The organism is Campylobacter sp. 2014D-0259 (assembly GCF_008000505.1).
Classification (GTDB): Bacteria; Campylobacterota; Campylobacteria; order Campylobacterales; family Campylobacteraceae; genus Campylobacter_D; species Campylobacter_D jejuni.
The window spans coordinates 77,193-92,810 of record NZ_VOAQ01000007.1; the positions used below are offsets into that span (position 1 = coordinate 77,193).

A 15,618-nucleotide genomic window follows, 5' to 3' on the forward strand; every position below is an offset into this window, starting at 1 on the left:
AATGAAATTTTTTAAAATCAATCCAAACACCGATTTTAATTTGCTTTGTTCTTTCATAAACCCTCATAAAATGGGACAAAAGATTATGAGTGAAAAAACAAAAATTCATTTTATTTTTATCAAAGATATTTCTACTCCTGCGGCAAATATTTTAAAACAAGATGCTTTAAGAGTAGGAGCTGAACTTATTACTCATAAAGAAGTAATTACTGCAAAAATCACTCATTCAAATGTGCTTTTAATGGCAAGTAAAGAGCAAATTCAAAAGCTTATTGTCAAAGAAAAACTTCAAGATTTTGGACTTAAAAATTTGGCTCTTTTTTTGCAAAAAGATTTTTTAAAACCGAAAAAAGCCGAGCTTATGGCAGTGATTAATGTTAATGAAGACAGTTTTAATGCAAAAAGTCGTGTGAGTGAAGAAGACTTTGAAAAAAGACTTAATGACTTTCTTGCTTTAAAGCCTGAATATATCGATATAGGTGCGGTTAGTTCAAGACCTGGGAGTGAGTATTGTGGTAAGGAAGAGGAATTTAAAAGACTGAAAAAAGTACTTGACTTAATTTATGAGAAAAATTATTACGAACAAGCAATTTTTAGTTTAGATAGTTTTGATGAATATTGTCTAGAATATGCTTTAAATAAGGGTTTTAAACTCATTAATGATATTACAAGTTTAAGAAATCTTAATCTAGCCAAACTTGCAAGTAAGTATGAGGCAAAATATTGCTTAATGCACATGCAAAACAATCCAAATAACATGCAAGATAATCCTTTTTATGAAGATTTGCTTGATGAGATGACTTTGTTTTTTAAAGAAAAACTTGAGCTTTTAGAAAGTTTTGGAGTAAAAGAAAGTATTTTAGATGTAGGTATTGGTTTTGGAAAGAGTGCGGGCCATAATATGATTTTAATCAAACACTTAGAACATTTTTTACAATTTAATAAGCCTTTGCTTATAGGTGCGAGTCGCAAAAGTGTGATTAATGCGTATTTTCAAAGCGAGATTAAAGATCGTTTAGCAGGAACTTTGTATTTGCATTTAAAGGCTTTTGAAAATGGTGCTAGTGTTATAAGAGTGCATGATTTATATGAGCACAAACAACTTTTTGCTTTAGCACAGGCAATGGATAATATAGGAGTTTAGATGAAAAAAGAAGAGTATTTAGAAAAAGTTGCTTTAGCAAATTTGTGGATGAGGGCATATTATGAAAAAGATGAACCCTTGGCTAGCGATGAAGAATACGATGCTTTAATCAGAGAATTAAGAGCTTTTGAAGAACAAAATAAAGATGAAATTTCAAAAGACTCTCCAACGCAAAAAATAGCTCCTACTATACAAAGCGAGTTTAAAAAAATAGCTCATTTAAAGCGTATGTGGTCGATGGAAGATGTGTTTGATGAGAGTGAGTTTAGGGCTTGGGCAAAACGCGCAAAATGTGAAAAAAACTTTTTTATAGAGCCTAAATTTGATGGAGCGAGTTTAAATTTGCTTTATGAAAATGGTAAATTAGTAAGCGGTGCCACTAGGGGCGATGGCGAAGTGGGTGAGGATATAACGCTTAATGTTTTTGAGATAGAAAATATACCTAAAAATATAGCCTATAAAGAAAGGATAGAAATTCGTGGAGAAGTGGTGATTTTAAAAGATGATTTTGAGAAAATCAACGAAAAAAGAGCCCTTTTAAATCAAAGTTTATTTGCCAATCCACGCAATGCTGCAAGTGGGAGTTTAAGGCAGCTTGATACAAGCATCACCAAAGAAAGGAATTTGAAATTTTATCCTTGGGGACTAGGGGAAAATACCTTAAATTTTACTAAACACAGTGAGGTGATGCAATTTATCAGAGAGCTCGGTTTTTTAAAAGATGATTTTGTAAGACTTTGTGTTAATTTAGACGAGGTTTTAAAAGCTTATGATGAGCTTTTAGCTTTAAGAGAAAAAAAGCCTATGATGATGGATGGTATGGTGGTAAGAATTGATGATCTTGCACTTTGTGAAGAATTAGGCTATACGGTAAAATTTCCAAAATTTATGGCAGCTTTTAAATTTCCTGCACTTGAAAAAACCACGCGTTTAATAGGCGTAAATTTACAAGTGGGAAGAAGTGGAGTGATCACTCCTGTGGCGGTTTTAGAACCTGTAAATTTAGATGGGGTTGTAGTAAAATCAGCCACACTCCATAATTTTGATGAGATTGCAAGACTTGATGTTAAAATCAATGATTTTGTAAGCGTGATAAGAAGTGGCGATGTTATCCCTAAAATCACTAAGGTTTTTAAAGATCGTAGAGAAGGTTTAGAGATGGAAATTTCACGCCCTAAGCTTTGTCCTACTTGCCAAAGTGAGCTTTTAGATGAAGGAACTTTAATAAAATGTCAAAATATAGATTGTGAGGATAGACTTGTAAATTCTATCATTCATTTTGTTTCTAAAAAATGTCTTAATATCGACGGGCTTGGAGAAAATATAGTAGAGCTTTTATACAAACACAAAAAAATCACTACGCTTGAGAGCATTTTTCATTTAAAATTTAGTGATTTTGAAGGTTTGGAAGGCTTTAAGGAAAAGAAAATTAACAATCTTTTAAATGCTATAGAACAAGCAAGAGAATGTGAGCTTTTTCGTTTTATCACAGCTTTAGGGATAGAGCATATTGGCGAGGTTGCGGCTAAAAAATTAAGTTTAAGTTTTGGTAAAGAGTGGCACAAGCAAAGCTTTGAAGCTTATGCCAATTTAGAAGGTTTTGGAGAGCAAATGGCTTTAAGTCTTTGCGAATTTACGCGTGTTAATCGTACAAGAATTGATGAGTTTTACAAGCTTTTAAATTTGAAAATAGAAAAACTTGAAATCAAAAGCGATGGTGTGATTTTTGGTAAAACTTTTGTAATTACAGGTACTCTTTCACGCTCAAGAGATGAGTTTAAGGCTTTGATAGAAAAGCTTGGGGGTAAGGTAAGTGGCTCAGTTTCTAAAAAGACTGACTATGTGCTTTTTGGAGAAGAGGCAGGTTCTAAGCTGATTAAGGCTAAAGAGCTTGAAATAAAATGTATAGATGAAAGTGCTTTTAATGAGCTTGTTAAAGAATAGTTCTTATATTTTAACGCTTTTAAGCCTTTTTGGCTTTTTACTAACTTGGCAAAGGACTGTTTTTTCTTTATTTTTTTTAATTCCTATTTTTTTAACACTTTTTTGGGAATTCTTTTTATTTTTAAAGCTTAGAAAAAATATTATAAAAGAAGCTACTTTGATTAAGGGAAGTTTGTTTTATCGTATTAGTATGGGGGATTTTTATCTTTATATTTTTAGTTTTTTCTTGGCGATTTTTGGACTTATTTCTTTATTTTTAAATTTTTTAAATCTTGAAAAAATTGATTTTGTTTTTATATTTATAATTTTGCCTTTATTGATGATATTTTTAAAAAAAGAATTACATTTGCAATTTGTAGATAATGCTTATAATGATTTTAGAATAGTTGTTATCGCTAGTTTTTTTACTGCTTTATTTTATGCATTTTATGGGCTTTTTTTTACTTACAATGAAATTTTAAATTTAGAACTTTTTTCTAGGAAAATCATTGCTTATAAGAGCGCTTCTTTTGTTTATTTTGATTTTTTGTCTGAATTTTTACATTTTATTTCAAATTTAAAATTTTTTATTTTTTCTTATTTTGGATATTTGGGATTTAGGGTTTTAAATTTTATTTTTGATTTTTTTAATTTTTTTATGTTTTGTTCTCTTTTGGCTTTTGTTTTTAATTTTGTTTTGAAAATAAAGATAAAAATAATTGTTTTATTTTTGTGTTTTATCATGGTTTTAGGAAGTTATTTTTTAAAAGAGCAAAGAAATAATGCCTTAAAATCCGAACAAGAACAAATACTTTTATGGATGAATAATTTTGATTTTTTAAAAGATAATAACTTAAGTTTAATTCAAAAAGAAAAAGATCTTTTTGAAAAAGATCTTAAAGATCTTAGAGAAATTTTTAAAAAAAATGCTTTTGAAATAGGCATTTGGTGGTTTTCTAAAGAAAAAGAAGACTTGGAAAAAAGAATAAATGAGAGTTTAAAATGAGATTTGATTTTTTTGTTTCAAAGCGTTTAAATATCAGTAGAAATAAAGCTTTAGAGCTTATAGAAAATGAAGAGGTTTTGCTTAATGGTAAAAGTTTTAAAGCTTCTTTTGATGTGAAAAATTTTTTAGAAAATTTAAAAAAAACGCAAGATTTAAATCCTGAAGATATACTTTTAACTGATGGGTTAAAATTGGATCTTTTAAGTGAAATTTATGTTTCAAGGGCGGCTTTAAAATTAAAAAATTTTTTAGAAGAAAATGATATTGAAATAAAACATAAAAATTGTCTTGATATAGGATCTAGCACGGGTGGTTTTGTGCAAATTTTACTTGAAAATCAGGCTTTAAAAATCACTGCTCTTGATGTAGGTAACAATCAACTCCATCTAAGTTTAAGAACAAATGAAAAAATTATCTTGCATGAAAATACAGATCTCAGAGCCTTTAAAAGTGAAGAAAAATTTGAACTTATTACTTGTGATGTGAGTTTTATTTCTCTTATTAATTTACTTTATTATATCGATAATTTAGCTTTAAAGGAAATTATCTTACTTTTTAAGCCTCAGTTTGAAGTAGGGAAAAATATCAAAAGAGATAAAAAGGGTGTTTTAAAAGATGATAAGGCAATCTTAAAGGCAAGAATGGATTTTGAAAAAGAATGTGCTAAATTGGGTTGGCTTTTAAAAAATACGCAAAAATCAAGCATTAAAGGAAAGGAAGGTAATGTTGAATATTTTTACTACTATATCAAAAATTAATATTACTTCTTTAGCCATAGGTTGTTTTGATGGTATGCATTTAGGACATCTAAAGCTTGTAAAATGTTTAGATGAGAATGGGGCTTTGTTAGTTATTAATAAATTTAAGGGTCAATTTCTTTGTTCAAATCGTCAAAAAGAAGAAATTTCAGGAAAAAAAGTTATAGAAGTGGATTTTGAAAGTATAAAATCTTTAGATGGTAAAGATTTTTTAAGCTTTTTGAAAAAAGAATTTGTCAATTTGAAATTTATAGTAGTGGGATATGATTTTTCTTTCGGGAAAAATAGGGCTTATAATGCTAAAGATATTGAGTTTTTAAGTGGGATAAAAACTATAATAGTTGATGAATTTAGCATAGGCGGAATAGGTGTTCATGCAAGTTTAATTAAGGATTTTTTATCAAAAGCAAATTTGCAAAAAGCAAAAGAATTTTTAGGAAGAGATTATAGTATCAAAGGGAAGATGATTAAAGGACAAGGTTTGGGCTCTAAAGAACTTTTTGCGACTATAAATTTAGATTGTAAAGGTTATTTTTTACCTCAAAATGGTGTTTATGCTACTTTGTTAAAAAGTCAAAGAAAAATTTATAAAAGTGTGAGTTTTTTAGGTATAAGGTCAAGCGATGAAAATTTTGCTATAGAAAGTCATATTTTAGAAGAATTGGGTGAAAAATTCACACAAGGGGAGTTTTTCGAACTCGAGTTTATATCTTTTCTAAGAGAGAATCAAAAATTTCAAGATCTAAAAAAACTTAAAAATCAAATTGCCAAAGACATAGAGCAAGCTAAAGAATTATTAAGGAAAAATGATGAAAGATGAACTTTTTAAACAAAGCCCTAAAAAACAATTTGAATTTGATAAAAGCGTGGCTAGTGTTTTTGATGATATGATCAATCGTTCTGTGCCATTTTATAGAGAAAATTTAGAACTTTGTGGCAATTTATTGGCTAAAATTTTACCTATAAACGCAAGTATTTGTGATTTGGGCTGCTCAAGTGCTAATTTTTTGATTTTTTTGGCAAATCTAAGAAAGGATTTTAAACTTTTTGGCGTGGATAATTCTGCTTCTATGGTTGAAGTTGCAAAGTCAAAAGCTAAAGCTTATGGGCTTGATATAAGTTTTTTTGAAACTAATTTATGTGAATTTGATTTTTTTGTTTGCGATGTTTTTGTGGCAAATTATACCATGCAGTTTATTCGCCCTCCTAAAAGACAAGAATTACTTGATAAAATTTATAAAAATTTAAACTCTAAAGGCATTTTGATTATGAGTGAAAAAATCCTTTATGAAGATGCTTTTTTGTCTAAAAATATCATAGAACTTTATGCAGATTATAAAGAAAAACAAGGTTATTCTAAATTTGAAATTGCAGCCAAAAGAGAAGCTTTAGAAAATGTTTTAATTCCTTATAGTCAAAAAGAAAATTTAAACATGCTAGAAAAGGCAGGTTTTAAGAAAATAGAAAGTATTTTTAAATGGGCAAATTTTGAAACTTTCATAGCTTTTAAGGATTAGAAATATTTTCATCTTCCCATTCATCTTTTGGAAAACCTACCCTATACGCATTAACACAATCTTGACTGATGATAGCTTTGTGTCTGCATTCTAAACTTCTTTTTTTTGCTTCTTCGGGGTGATTTTGATAATATTCTACACTTTTGGTTTGTTCGCATGCTGCAAAAAATATACCAATAAGGCTTAAAAAAAGAGTTATTTTCATGGTAATTTTTCCTGTGTTATATTAACATCATCGCTAAAGATAGAACTTTGATTGTTTTCTGTTGTTTTGGAAGGATAAATTTCAGAAGGTGTTTCTGTTATAGGTGGTATTATAATACTTTCATTATTTTCTGAACTTTGGTTAATATCTTTTGTGGTTTTTTCTTTTTTTAAATCATTTTGTTTTAAAGCTTCTAATATCTGATTATCAGATTTTTTTGGTGTGTTTGGACTGTATTTACTCTCTTCATTTGTTGGCTTAACACCAACTTTTAATGCATTAATACAATCTTCGCTAAGAGTTCCGCTTTCTTTGCATTCTTTCGCTTTTTCTTTTGCTTCACTAGGATGATTTTTGTAGTAATTTTCTGTTTTGCTATCGCAAGCTGTTATATTAATAACTATTAAAATCGTAAGTAAAATACTTAGTCTTCGCATTTATCAATCTCCTAAAATTTTTTAATATCTTAGCAAACTTGTATAAAGCAACGATAAATTATTTTTCTTCATTGTAAGAAAAAATAGGTAAAGACCATTGATATTTGATAGCTAAAAGCCTTGCAAAAACTCCTATAAAAAGAGTTAAAAGTGTGCAAACTAGAGCATTAAGCTCAAGCCAAATTATTAGAGAATAATAGATTGCTCCTGCAATTATGGCAATTCCTGCATAAATTTCTTTTTGAAACACCAAGGGGATTCTCATACATAAAATATCTCTTAAAATTCCACCAAAAACACCGGTGATTACAGCAGCAGCAACGGCTATGATAAAGCCATGGTTTTGATCTATGGCTATTTGAGCTCCAAGTATGCTAAAAACAACAAGTCCTATAGCATCAAGAGTTAGAAATAAAGTTTCAAGTTTGGTTACTACGCGCGGAATTTTTGTGGCTACAAGGGCGCAAAAACAGATTAAAATAATATATTCAGGATGTTTAACCCAAGTTAAAGGATAATGTCCTAAAAGCACATCTCTTATGCTTCCGCCTCCAATTGCTGTTACGAGAGCAATAAAAATAACTCCAAAAAGATCCATTTTATGGCGTCCTGCAGCTAAAGCCCCTGTCATTCCTTCTGCGGAAATACCTATGATATAAAGAGTGGTTATCGTAAGAGCATTTATCTCCATAATTTATACCTTAAAATTTATCACAATTTATTTGATACTGTTTAATATTTTCATCATTTACTTCATGGTTTGGTACTTGATAGCATTCTTTAAATTTCGGAGTTTTAATAATTTTTACATAAAAACTTGGTATAGCAATACGGTTTTTAATGTATAGTGGTTCTTTATCGTAAAGTACTAAATTTAAAACTTCGATACTTTGAAATTTGAAAGCCAAATTTCTTTCTCTTTGCTCGATTTCATTCCAAATTTTATTATTTATTTGTGCAATTTGTGGGGTAATATTGCTCATTAAAAATACTGAATTTTGAGCAGCTTTACTAAAGCTAAAAGAAGCATTAGGCGCAGTGTGTCCTCGTGTGTAACCACTGTTTTTATAATCACTCCAAGTAGTGCGGTATTTTTTAGGAATATTTGTATCATCTTCAAAGCGAGGGCGTTTTTTGATTTGTTTATCTTTTAAATTTGAAGCTTCTACTTTATAAGCAACGGCTTTTGTGCCTTTGAGTTTATAATCATAGCAATTTAGATAAAAAAACTTATCTAAGATTTGCGAGCAATTTATATTGTTAAAATAAGAAGAAAAATCAGCACTAGGTTTGTAAGATTCTAAGGCAAAAATATTAAGAGATATAGCGAGTAAAAAGATGAAAATTTTCATTTAAGTTCCTTATCTTTACTTTTGCAAAGATGATTTAAAAAACATTCTTTACATAAAGGTTTTTTAGCTTTACAGGTGTAGCGTCCAAAAAGAACCATGGCTTGATGAAGATAGTTAAGATTGTCTTTAAATATGCCTGTTAAATCTTCTTCTGTAGCTTCTGGAGTTTTTGCTTTGCTAAGTCCTAAGCGGTGAGAAACTCTAAAAACATGAGTATCTACAGCCATGAAATTTGCTCCGCACCATTCTATTAAAACTACATGAGCGGTTTTTTGTCCTACGCCTGCCAAGGATTTTAATTTCTCTTCTTCAAGGGGAATTTCTCCGTCAAAATTTTCACAAACTGCTTTTGCCATTTTTATAAGATTTTGTGCTTTATTATTAAAAAATGAACAAGTTTGTATATAGGTTTTAAGACTTGATAAATTTGCATTTGCAAGGGATTTGATATCAGGATAAGCTTTAAAAAGATCAGGAGTGATGAGGTTAACTCTTTTATCAGTGCATTGGGCTGAAAGCATCACGCAGACTAAAAGCTCATATAAATTTGAAAATTTAAGCTCTGTTACAGGCTTGTCAAAATGTTTTAAAAAAAGTTCTTTGATTTCTAAATTTCTTTTCATTTTTTAATTTTAGTTAATTAGCTTTAAACCAAGTTTAGATATAATTGATTTTATATACATTTTATTAAAAAGGAAACCTAATGAAAAAATTTTCTTTAGTCGCAGCAGCTTTGATTGCAGGTGTAGCTTTAAATGTAAATGCAGCTACAGTAGCCACTGTTAATGGCAAGAGCATTAGTGATACAGAAGTAAGTGAATTTTTTGCCCCTATGCTTAGAGGACAGGATTTTAAAACTTTGCCGGATAATCAAAAAAAAGCTCTTATTCAGCAATATATTATGCAAGATTTAATTTTGCAAGATGCTAAAAAACAAAATTTAGAAAAAGATCCTTTATATACAAAAGAACTTGATCGTGCAAAAGATGCAATACTTGTTAATGTTTATCAAGAGAAAATTTTAAATACTATTAAAATTGATGCGGCTAAAGTTAAAGCTTTTTATGATCAAAATAAAGACAAATATGTAAAACCTGCAAGAGTGCAAGCAAAACATATCTTAGTAGCGACAGAAAAAGAAGCTAAGGATATTATTAACGAACTTAAAGGTTCAAAAGGTAAAGAACTAGATGCTAAATTTAGCGAGCTTGCTAAAGAGAAATCAATTGATCCAGGTTCAAAAAACCAAGGTGGTGAGCTTGGTTGGTTTGATCAATCAACTATGGTAAAGCCTTTTACAGATGCTGCTTTCGCACTTAAAAATGGTACTATTACTACAACTCCAGTAAAAACGAATTTTGGTTATCATGTAATCTTAAAAGAAAATTCGCAGGCTAAAGGTCAAATCAAATTTGATGAAGTAAAACAAGGTATTGAAAACGGACTTAAATTTGAAGAATTTAAAAAAGTTATCAATCAAAAAGGCCAAGATCTTTTAAATAGTGCTAAAGTGGAATATAAATAATGGGTGTTTTAGACATTGTAAAAGCAGGGGTGATTAGCGGAGATGAGCTTAATAAAGTTTATGACTATGCTAAAGCAGAGGGTTTTGCTATCCCTGCTGTTAATGTTGTAGGAACTGATTCTATTAATGCAGTTTTAGAAGCTGCAAAAAAAGTTAACTCTCCAGTTATTATCCAGTTTTCAAATGGTGGGGCAAAATTTTATGCAGGGAAAAATTGTCCTAATGGAGAAGTTTTAGGTGCAATTAGTGGGGCTAAACATGTGCATTTACTTGCTAAAGCTTATGGTGTACCTGTGATTTTACACACTGATCATGCTGCAAGAAAACTTTTGCCTTGGATTGATGGGCTTATTGAGGCAAATGCACAATATAAAAAAACCCATGGACAAGCTTTATTTAGTTCTCATATGCTTGATCTTAGCGAAGAAAGTTTAGAAGAAAATCTTAGCACTTGTGAAGTTTATCTTCAAAAATTTGATGCTTTAGGTGTCGCGCTTGAAATAGAACTAGGTTGTACAGGTGGCGAAGAAGATGGAGTGGATAATACAGGTATTGATAATTCCAAGCTTTATACCCAACCAGAAGATGTAGCACTTGCATATGAAAGACTTGGAAAAATTAGTGATAAATTTTCAATTGCAGCAAGTTTTGGAAATGTACATGGAGTTTACAAGCCAGGAAATGTTAGTTTACAACCTGAAATTTTAAAAAATTCGCAAAAATTTGTAAAAGATAAATTTGCTTTAAATAGCGATAAGCCTATAAATTTTGTATTTCATGGTGGTAGCGGTAGCGAGCTAAAAGATATTAAAGATGCAGTAAGCTATGGCGTAATTAAGATGAATATTGACACAGATACCCAGTGGGCTTTTTGGGATGGGGTGCGTGAATATGAACTTAAAAATAGGGCTTATTTGCAAGGACAAATTGGAAATCCAGAAGGTGATGACAAGCCAAATAAAAAATACTATGATCCGCGTGTTTGGTTAAGAAGCGGTGAAGAAAGTATGGTAAAGCGTCTTGAAATTGCTTTTGAAGATTTAAACTGTATAAACAAAAACTAAGCATTTTAAAGGCTTAGTTTTATTTTGTTTTAAAAATTTTTATCAAATTGAGTAGCAATCTTTAAAATAAAATTTTTAATGAGGTATTGGTTTCATGGATATTAAATCAGATGAAATTTCAGAACTTGTTTTGCCTGAAGGCAAAGACGCAAGAGGTTCTTTGGTTTATTTTAAAATTATTTTTATTCCAGCTTTTCTTTATATTTTGATTTTATTGGGTTATTTTAATGTAATTGACTTTAAGGTTGAATTGCATACGGTTATTATGACAGGTGTGATTTTTTTTACAGCATTGATTTTTGCTAGACATAGTGCTGAGTATGCGTATAGTATTTTTGAACAACAAAAAGATGAATTTAAACAGGCTTTAAAAAGACATATTATGAGGCATTTTCTTGCCATAGGGAAAGACACGAAATCAAATGCCAATTTTGATGACTTTGCTTATACATATATTAAAGGTGCAAGAAATGAGAATTTTGCTAGTATAGGTTCGGCAATTTTTCCAATGATGGGAATTTTAGGAACTTTTATCAGCATAGCTTTTTCAATGCCAAATTTTAGCTCTAGTGATACAGCCGCTTTAGAACAAGAAATTGCAGATTTGTTAAGCGGAGTAGGAACTGCTTTTTATGTTTCAATTTATGGAATTTTTCTTGCATTATGGTGGATGTTTTTTGAAAAATATGGTAAAAGTAAAATAGATCGTTTGTTAAATCGTCAAAAAAACGCTACAAGTGGATTTTTTTGGACAAAAGAAGAGCTTGATCAAAGATATTTAACCGAGAGTTTGCAACATTTTGAAAAAATTGGAGCAATTTTTAAACAAGTTAGTAATGATGATTTTTTTGCAGAGCTTGATCATGCTATTGATAGAAAATTTGGTATTTTCCAAGATATGCTAAATGTAGAAGAAAAGGCTATTAGATTAAGTAGTGAACACATCAAACAAACCATGGGTGAGCTTAGTAAAGCACAAAGAGATCAACGCGATCTTGGAAAGCTTTATAGTGAAATGTTAAATGGTATAGGTTTACTCAATCAAAATTTAAAAGAAATCAATACAAGAATGTCAGAACAATATAATCGCTTGCTCGATATCAGTAGTGATAAAATTCATCATCTTGATAAGACGCTAGGTGCATTCGATGAAAAAGTAGAGCGTTTTGGTAAAAATTTTGAACTTTATGAAAAAGCAATGTTGGAAAGTCAAGAAAAGGTTTTTGAAGGATTTAAAGCAAGCTTGTTTGAAGGTATGCATAAATTTAAAGAAGTATATGAAGAAGAAAAAAGTATCGATGCTAAAATCAAAATGATGGATGAGCTTAAAAAAGAAATGAAAGCACTTGATGAAGAAACAAGTCAAATGATGAGCAAGCTTTCTGGAGATGAAAATCAGAATAAAGAAAATGAAACCAAACAAATAGAAGATTTTTCAGAGTCTAAGACTGAAGAAAATCAAGATGAAATTCAAGCAGAAATATCTAAGCAAGAAAGCAATGATGAGCTAAAAAATGAAGATAAAGAAAATAAATGAAAAATGAGTCAAAAGAAGATAGCAATTTTTGGATAGCTTATGCTGATTTAATGGCAGGATTGCTGTTTGTTTTTATTTTGCTAATAGGTGCTATTGTTGTAAAATATGTTTTAACTCAAAGTGATTTAAAAGAAATCAAAGATAATCTCAATAAACAAGAGGCACGCTTAGAGGAGAGCAAAGAAGAGCTTAGAAATAAAGAAGCCATAGTGTTTAAACTAAGTTCTGATTTAAACAATGCTTCTAGTGCTTTAAATCTTGCTAATTCTCAAAAAGCAGAATTAGAGGCTAATATTACAAATTACAAGCAGTTAAGCAAAGATTTAAACTTAACTTTAGATAATAAAGATAAGCAAATTTTGATTTTACTAGGTCAACTAGAGAAAAAAGATGAAGAGCTTAAAAATTTACAAGAAGATTTTCAAAAAGCTAAAGAAAAGGTGCAAAATCTTGGTTTGATTCGTGAAAATTTAAGCAAGGAATTACAAAGTAAGCTTGATAATAATATCACTATAGATGAAAAGACAGGATCTATTTCTTTGCCTGCTGAAGTACTTTTTGATAAAGATTCTTATGTGTTAAAAAATGAGGCAAAGGCAAGTTTGAGAAAAATCTTAAGCGAATATTTTGATGCTATTCTTGAAGATCCAAAAATTTTTTCCAACATTGAAAATATCATTATTGAAGGACATACTGATAGTGATGGATCTTATATTTATAATTTAGATTTGTCGCAAAAAAGAGCTTATGAGGTGATGAATTTTATCTATACTTTTTATAAGAGCGATAAACTTCAAAAGCTTTTAATGGCAAGTGGACGTTCTTTTTCAGATCCTGTGTTTGTCAATGGAGTTGAAGATAAGGATAAGAGTCGTCGCATAGAAATAAAATTTAGCATTAAAAATGATAATGCTTTAAAGGATGTAGAAAAATTCTTTGAATTTCATTAAAACAATTAGTCCTATACAAAAAATCAATTTTAACGGATTTGAATTTTATATTAAAAGAGATGATTTATTAGGAGAAATTAATGGAAATAAAGCTAGGAAACTTGCTTTTTATATCCATCAAAGATATCCTAAAAATCAATCTTTTATAAGTTATGGAGGAAGCCAAAGTAATGCTTTGGCGGCATTAAGTATTTTTGCTAAACAAAGATCATATAAACTTGTTTTTGCTTGTGAAAAAATTTCTACTTTTCTTAAGAATAATCCTTGTGGAAACTATGCTTTAGCTTTAGAAAATGGTGTTGATTTTGTAGAAAATATCCATTCTTTATCCTTAAAGCAATTTGCTTTTTCTTTGTGTAAAAAAGATGATATTTTTATAGAACAAGGCATAGCTAATTTAGAAGCTCAATATGGCTATATGGAACTTGCTCAAGAAATTCAAATGCAAAGTCAAAGTTTAAAGCTTGATTTTGATATTTTTTTACCTTCGGGTACAGGCACTTCGGCAGCTTTTTTGGCAAAGTATTCTAAATTTAAAGTATTTACTTGCGCTTGTGTAGGTGATATTAAATATCTTAAAAAACAAATTTTAACATTAGATCCAAGCTATGATTTTTCAAATTTAGAATTTTTAACAAGTGATAAAAAATATCACTTTGCTAAGCCGTATAAAGAATTTTATGAGCTTTATATGGATTTAAAGTTAAAGTGCAATATAGAATTTGACTTGTTGTATGATATTTTAGGATTAAGTATAGCATTAAAACAAGAGTGGAAAAAACCATTGCTTTATATACATCAAGGTGGAATTTTAGGAAATTCCACTATGTTAGAGAGATATAAATTTAAAAAATTAGTTTAAAATTCCATAGATAAAAATGATTAAAATAATCAAAGGTACTATATATTTTACATAATAAAACCAAATTCCAAACCATGAACTTTTAAGTGTATTGTTATTGCTAAGTTCTTTTAGACTTTCTTGTTTGCCTAAGATCCAACCTACGTAAATGCAGCAAAAAAATGCAGTTAAAACAAACAAAATATTTCCACTAATGAAATCAAAACTATCAAAAATGTTTTTTCCTTTGATGATAACAATATCACGCCAAGGCCCATAAGTTAGAATACAAGGAAGATTACCAAGTATGAAGATAAATCCTAGAGTTAGGTTAATAGAAAGATTTTTAGAATATTTAAATTTTTCTTCTAATACACTAATAATAACTTGATAAATTGGTAAGCTTGTGGTTAAAGCTGCAATCAAGAGTAAGACAAAAAATAAAATACACACAATGGTGCCAAAATGGATATGAGAAAATGCTATAGGTAAAGTTTCAAAAACCAAAGAAGGCCCGCTATCTGGAGCAAGTCCCGCTGAGAAAAGTGCTGGAAAAATCATAAAACCAGCCAAAACAGCTATGATAGTATTTAAAACCCCTGTATAAATAGCGGTTTTTGCCATATTTTCATTTTTATTAAGATGAGATGAAAGTGTTATCATTACCCCAAAACCTAGGGATAAAGCAAAAAAGACTTGTCCTAAAACATCGATTAAAAGTTTTGGTGATAAAATTTTACTAAAATCAGGTTCAAGATAAAATTTAACTCCAGCCATAGCTCCATCAAGGGTTAAATTGCGTCCTACAACAATAATAAGACAGATAAATAACAAAGGCATTAAAAATTTTACGGATTTTTCTATACCATCTATAATGCCTCTTTTTAAAATAATATAATTAATAATTACAAAAACAGTGGTAAAAATACCAACTCCTAAAGGATTGAAGGCTATTTTGTCGTTAAAAAACTGATGAGTAAATTCTTTGCTTACTACATTAGCAAGACTAAAATTCCCTAGGGTTAATTCCCAAATATAAACTAAAACCCATCCTCCAAGTACCATGTAGTAAGCCATTATGCCAAAGCTTCCTAAAAGTCCCATATATCCAATACTTTGCCATTTTTGTTTGAAAGCATCTACGCTATTTGTCATCGCTTTTCTGCCTATGACATTTTCAACTAAAATAACAGGAATGCCTATGATAATCATAGCTATACAAAAAACTAATACATAAGCACCGCCACCATTTTCTCCTACAAGATAGGGAAAACGCCAAGTTGCTCCAAATCCTATGGTTGCTCCAGCAACTGTTAGAATATAAGTTAGTGTGCTACTCCATGTTTGTCTTTGCATGAT

The 15,618-nt window shown here is 29.8% G+C and carries 17 protein-coding genes; 11 read left to right on the plus strand and 6 right to left on the minus strand.

Annotation, left to right across the window (positions count from 1 at the left end):
- The first annotated feature begins 1 nt into the window (after position 1).
- From folP to cmoA, 6 genes are read left to right on the plus strand one after another with little or no spacing between them, the layout of a single operon-like run.
- Positions 2-1,144, plus strand: a complete 1,143-nt coding sequence (gene folP / locus SR63_RS01260; protein ID WP_002876659.1) for a dihydropteroate synthase — start codon at positions 2-4, stop codon at positions 1,142-1,144.
- A complete protein-coding gene (gene ligA, locus SR63_RS01265) occupies positions 1,145-3,088 on the plus strand; it encodes an NAD-dependent DNA ligase LigA (RefSeq protein ID WP_002876660.1) in 1,944 nt (647 codons plus the stop codon).
- On the plus strand, positions 3,069-4,073 hold the full coding sequence (locus SR63_RS01270) for a hypothetical protein (protein WP_012006666.1): 1,005 nt from the start codon (positions 3,069-3,071) through the stop codon (positions 4,071-4,073). Before ligA ends, SR63_RS01270 begins: the two co-directional genes overlap by 20 nt.
- The gene (locus tag SR63_RS01275; protein WP_002866462.1) at positions 4,070-4,831 is read left to right on the plus strand and encodes a TlyA family RNA methyltransferase; all 762 of its coding nucleotides are present in this window, start codon (positions 4,070-4,072) and stop codon (positions 4,829-4,831) included. Before SR63_RS01270 ends, SR63_RS01275 begins: the two co-directional genes overlap by 4 nt.
- Complete coding sequence (locus SR63_RS01280; RefSeq protein ID WP_002876662.1) at positions 4,797-5,651, plus strand: bifunctional riboflavin kinase/FAD synthetase; 855 nt, start codon at positions 4,797-4,799, stop codon at positions 5,649-5,651. The genes SR63_RS01275 and SR63_RS01280 overlap by 35 nt, the downstream gene beginning before the upstream one ends.
- Positions 5,638-6,348, plus strand: a complete 711-nt coding sequence (cmoA, locus tag SR63_RS01285) for a carboxy-S-adenosyl-L-methionine synthase CmoA (protein WP_072238630.1) — start codon at positions 5,638-5,640, stop codon at positions 6,346-6,348. The genes SR63_RS01280 and cmoA overlap by 14 nt, the downstream gene beginning before the upstream one ends.
- On the opposite strand, the gene SR63_RS01290 is transcribed toward cmoA, so the two are convergent.
- From SR63_RS01290 to nth, 5 genes are read right to left on the minus strand one after another with little or no spacing between them, the layout of a single operon-like run.
- Complete coding sequence (locus SR63_RS01290; protein ID WP_072238629.1) at positions 6,338-6,559, minus strand: EexN family lipoprotein; 222 nt, start codon at positions 6,557-6,559, stop codon at positions 6,338-6,340. The two genes, cmoA and SR63_RS01290, sit on opposite strands and share 11 nt — an antisense overlap.
- Entirely contained in the window at positions 6,550-6,990 is a 441-nt protein-coding gene (locus SR63_RS01295; protein ID WP_002866465.1) for an EexN family lipoprotein, read from the minus strand. Before SR63_RS01295 ends, SR63_RS01290 begins: the two co-directional genes overlap by 10 nt.
- A 58-nt stretch (positions 6,991-7,048) precedes the next feature.
- Positions 7,049-7,681, minus strand: coding sequence for a trimeric intracellular cation channel family protein (locus SR63_RS01300; protein WP_002852232.1), 633 nt, complete (start codon positions 7,679-7,681; stop codon positions 7,049-7,051).
- A gap of 10 nt (positions 7,682-7,691) precedes the next feature.
- The gene (locus SR63_RS01305) at positions 7,692-8,342 is read right to left on the minus strand and encodes a DNA/RNA non-specific endonuclease (protein ID WP_002866466.1); all 651 of its coding nucleotides are present in this window, start codon (positions 8,340-8,342) and stop codon (positions 7,692-7,694) included.
- Positions 8,339-8,965 (minus strand): endonuclease III, encoded by a 627-nt coding sequence (nth, locus tag SR63_RS01310; protein WP_002866467.1) that lies wholly within the window; start codon positions 8,963-8,965, stop codon positions 8,339-8,341. Before nth ends, SR63_RS01305 begins: the two co-directional genes overlap by 4 nt.
- Before the next feature lie 80 nt (positions 8,966-9,045).
- Between nth and peb4 the strand changes: the two genes are divergently transcribed.
- The 5 genes from peb4 (at position 9,046) to SR63_RS01335 (ending at position 14,280) form a co-directional block, all read left to right on the plus strand.
- On the plus strand, positions 9,046-9,867 hold the full coding sequence (peb4, locus tag SR63_RS01315) for a peptidylprolyl isomerase PEB4 (protein ID WP_002876664.1): 822 nt from the start codon (positions 9,046-9,048) through the stop codon (positions 9,865-9,867).
- The gene (fbaA, locus tag SR63_RS01320) at positions 9,867-10,931 is read left to right on the plus strand and encodes a class II fructose-bisphosphate aldolase (RefSeq protein ID WP_002866470.1); all 1,065 of its coding nucleotides are present in this window, start codon (positions 9,867-9,869) and stop codon (positions 10,929-10,931) included. The genes peb4 and fbaA overlap by 1 nt, the downstream gene beginning before the upstream one ends.
- A 94-nt stretch (positions 10,932-11,025) precedes the next feature.
- A complete protein-coding gene (locus SR63_RS01325; RefSeq protein WP_147498331.1) occupies positions 11,026-12,468 on the plus strand; it encodes a MotA/TolQ/ExbB proton channel family protein in 1,443 nt (480 codons plus the stop codon).
- The gene (locus SR63_RS01330) at positions 12,465-13,418 is read left to right on the plus strand and encodes an OmpA family protein (RefSeq protein WP_002866472.1); all 954 of its coding nucleotides are present in this window, start codon (positions 12,465-12,467) and stop codon (positions 13,416-13,418) included. The genes SR63_RS01325 and SR63_RS01330 overlap by 4 nt, the downstream gene beginning before the upstream one ends.
- Positions 13,405-14,280: a 1-aminocyclopropane-1-carboxylate deaminase/D-cysteine desulfhydrase gene (locus tag SR63_RS01335; RefSeq protein ID WP_002866473.1), complete on the plus strand. Its 876-nt coding sequence runs from the start codon at positions 13,405-13,407 to the stop codon at positions 14,278-14,280. Before SR63_RS01330 ends, SR63_RS01335 begins: the two co-directional genes overlap by 14 nt.
- On the opposite strand, the gene SR63_RS01340 is transcribed toward SR63_RS01335, so the two are convergent.
- A complete protein-coding gene (locus SR63_RS01340; RefSeq protein ID WP_002852070.1) occupies positions 14,272-15,615 on the minus strand; it encodes a sodium-dependent transporter in 1,344 nt (447 codons plus the stop codon). The two genes, SR63_RS01335 and SR63_RS01340, sit on opposite strands and share 9 nt — an antisense overlap.
- Positions 15,616-15,618: the final 3 nt, after the last annotated feature.

Excerpts from the sequence above, each read along its gene's own strand:
- folP (WP_002876659.1), top strand. The coding sequence starts at position 2 with ATGAAATTTTTTAAAATCAATCCAAACACCGATTTTAATTTGCTTTGT.
- ligA (WP_002876660.1), top strand. The coding sequence starts at position 1,145 with ATGAAAAAAGAAGAGTATTTAGAAAAAGTTGCTTTAGCAAATTTGTGG.
- SR63_RS01270 (WP_012006666.1), top strand. The coding sequence starts at position 3,069 with ATGAGCTTGTTAAAGAATAGTTCTTATATTTTAACGCTTTTAAGCCTT.
- SR63_RS01275 (WP_002866462.1), top strand. The coding sequence starts at position 4,070 with ATGAGATTTGATTTTTTTGTTTCAAAGCGTTTAAATATCAGTAGAAAT.
- SR63_RS01280 (WP_002876662.1), top strand. The coding sequence starts at position 4,797 with ATGTTGAATATTTTTACTACTATATCAAAAATTAATATTACTTCTTTA.
- cmoA (WP_072238630.1), top strand. The coding sequence starts at position 5,638 with ATGATGAAAGATGAACTTTTTAAACAAAGCCCTAAAAAACAATTTGAA.
- SR63_RS01295 (WP_002866465.1), bottom strand. The coding sequence starts at position 6,990 with ATGCGAAGACTAAGTATTTTACTTACGATTTTAATAGTTATTAATATA.
- SR63_RS01300 (WP_002852232.1), bottom strand. The coding sequence starts at position 7,681 with ATGGAGATAAATGCTCTTACGATAACCACTCTTTATATCATAGGTATT.
- SR63_RS01305 (WP_002866466.1), bottom strand. The coding sequence starts at position 8,342 with ATGAAAATTTTCATCTTTTTACTCGCTATATCTCTTAATATTTTTGCC.
- nth (WP_002866467.1), bottom strand. The coding sequence starts at position 8,965 with ATGAAAAGAAATTTAGAAATCAAAGAACTTTTTTTAAAACATTTTGAC.
- peb4 (WP_002876664.1), top strand. The coding sequence starts at position 9,046 with ATGAAAAAATTTTCTTTAGTCGCAGCAGCTTTGATTGCAGGTGTAGCT.
- fbaA (WP_002866470.1), top strand. The coding sequence starts at position 9,867 with ATGGGTGTTTTAGACATTGTAAAAGCAGGGGTGATTAGCGGAGATGAG.
- SR63_RS01325 (WP_147498331.1), top strand. The coding sequence starts at position 11,026 with ATGGATATTAAATCAGATGAAATTTCAGAACTTGTTTTGCCTGAAGGC.
- SR63_RS01330 (WP_002866472.1), top strand. The coding sequence starts at position 12,465 with ATGAAAAATGAGTCAAAAGAAGATAGCAATTTTTGGATAGCTTATGCT.
- SR63_RS01340 (WP_002852070.1), bottom strand. The coding sequence starts at position 15,615 with ATGCAAAGACAAACATGGAGTAGCACACTAACTTATATTCTAACAGTT.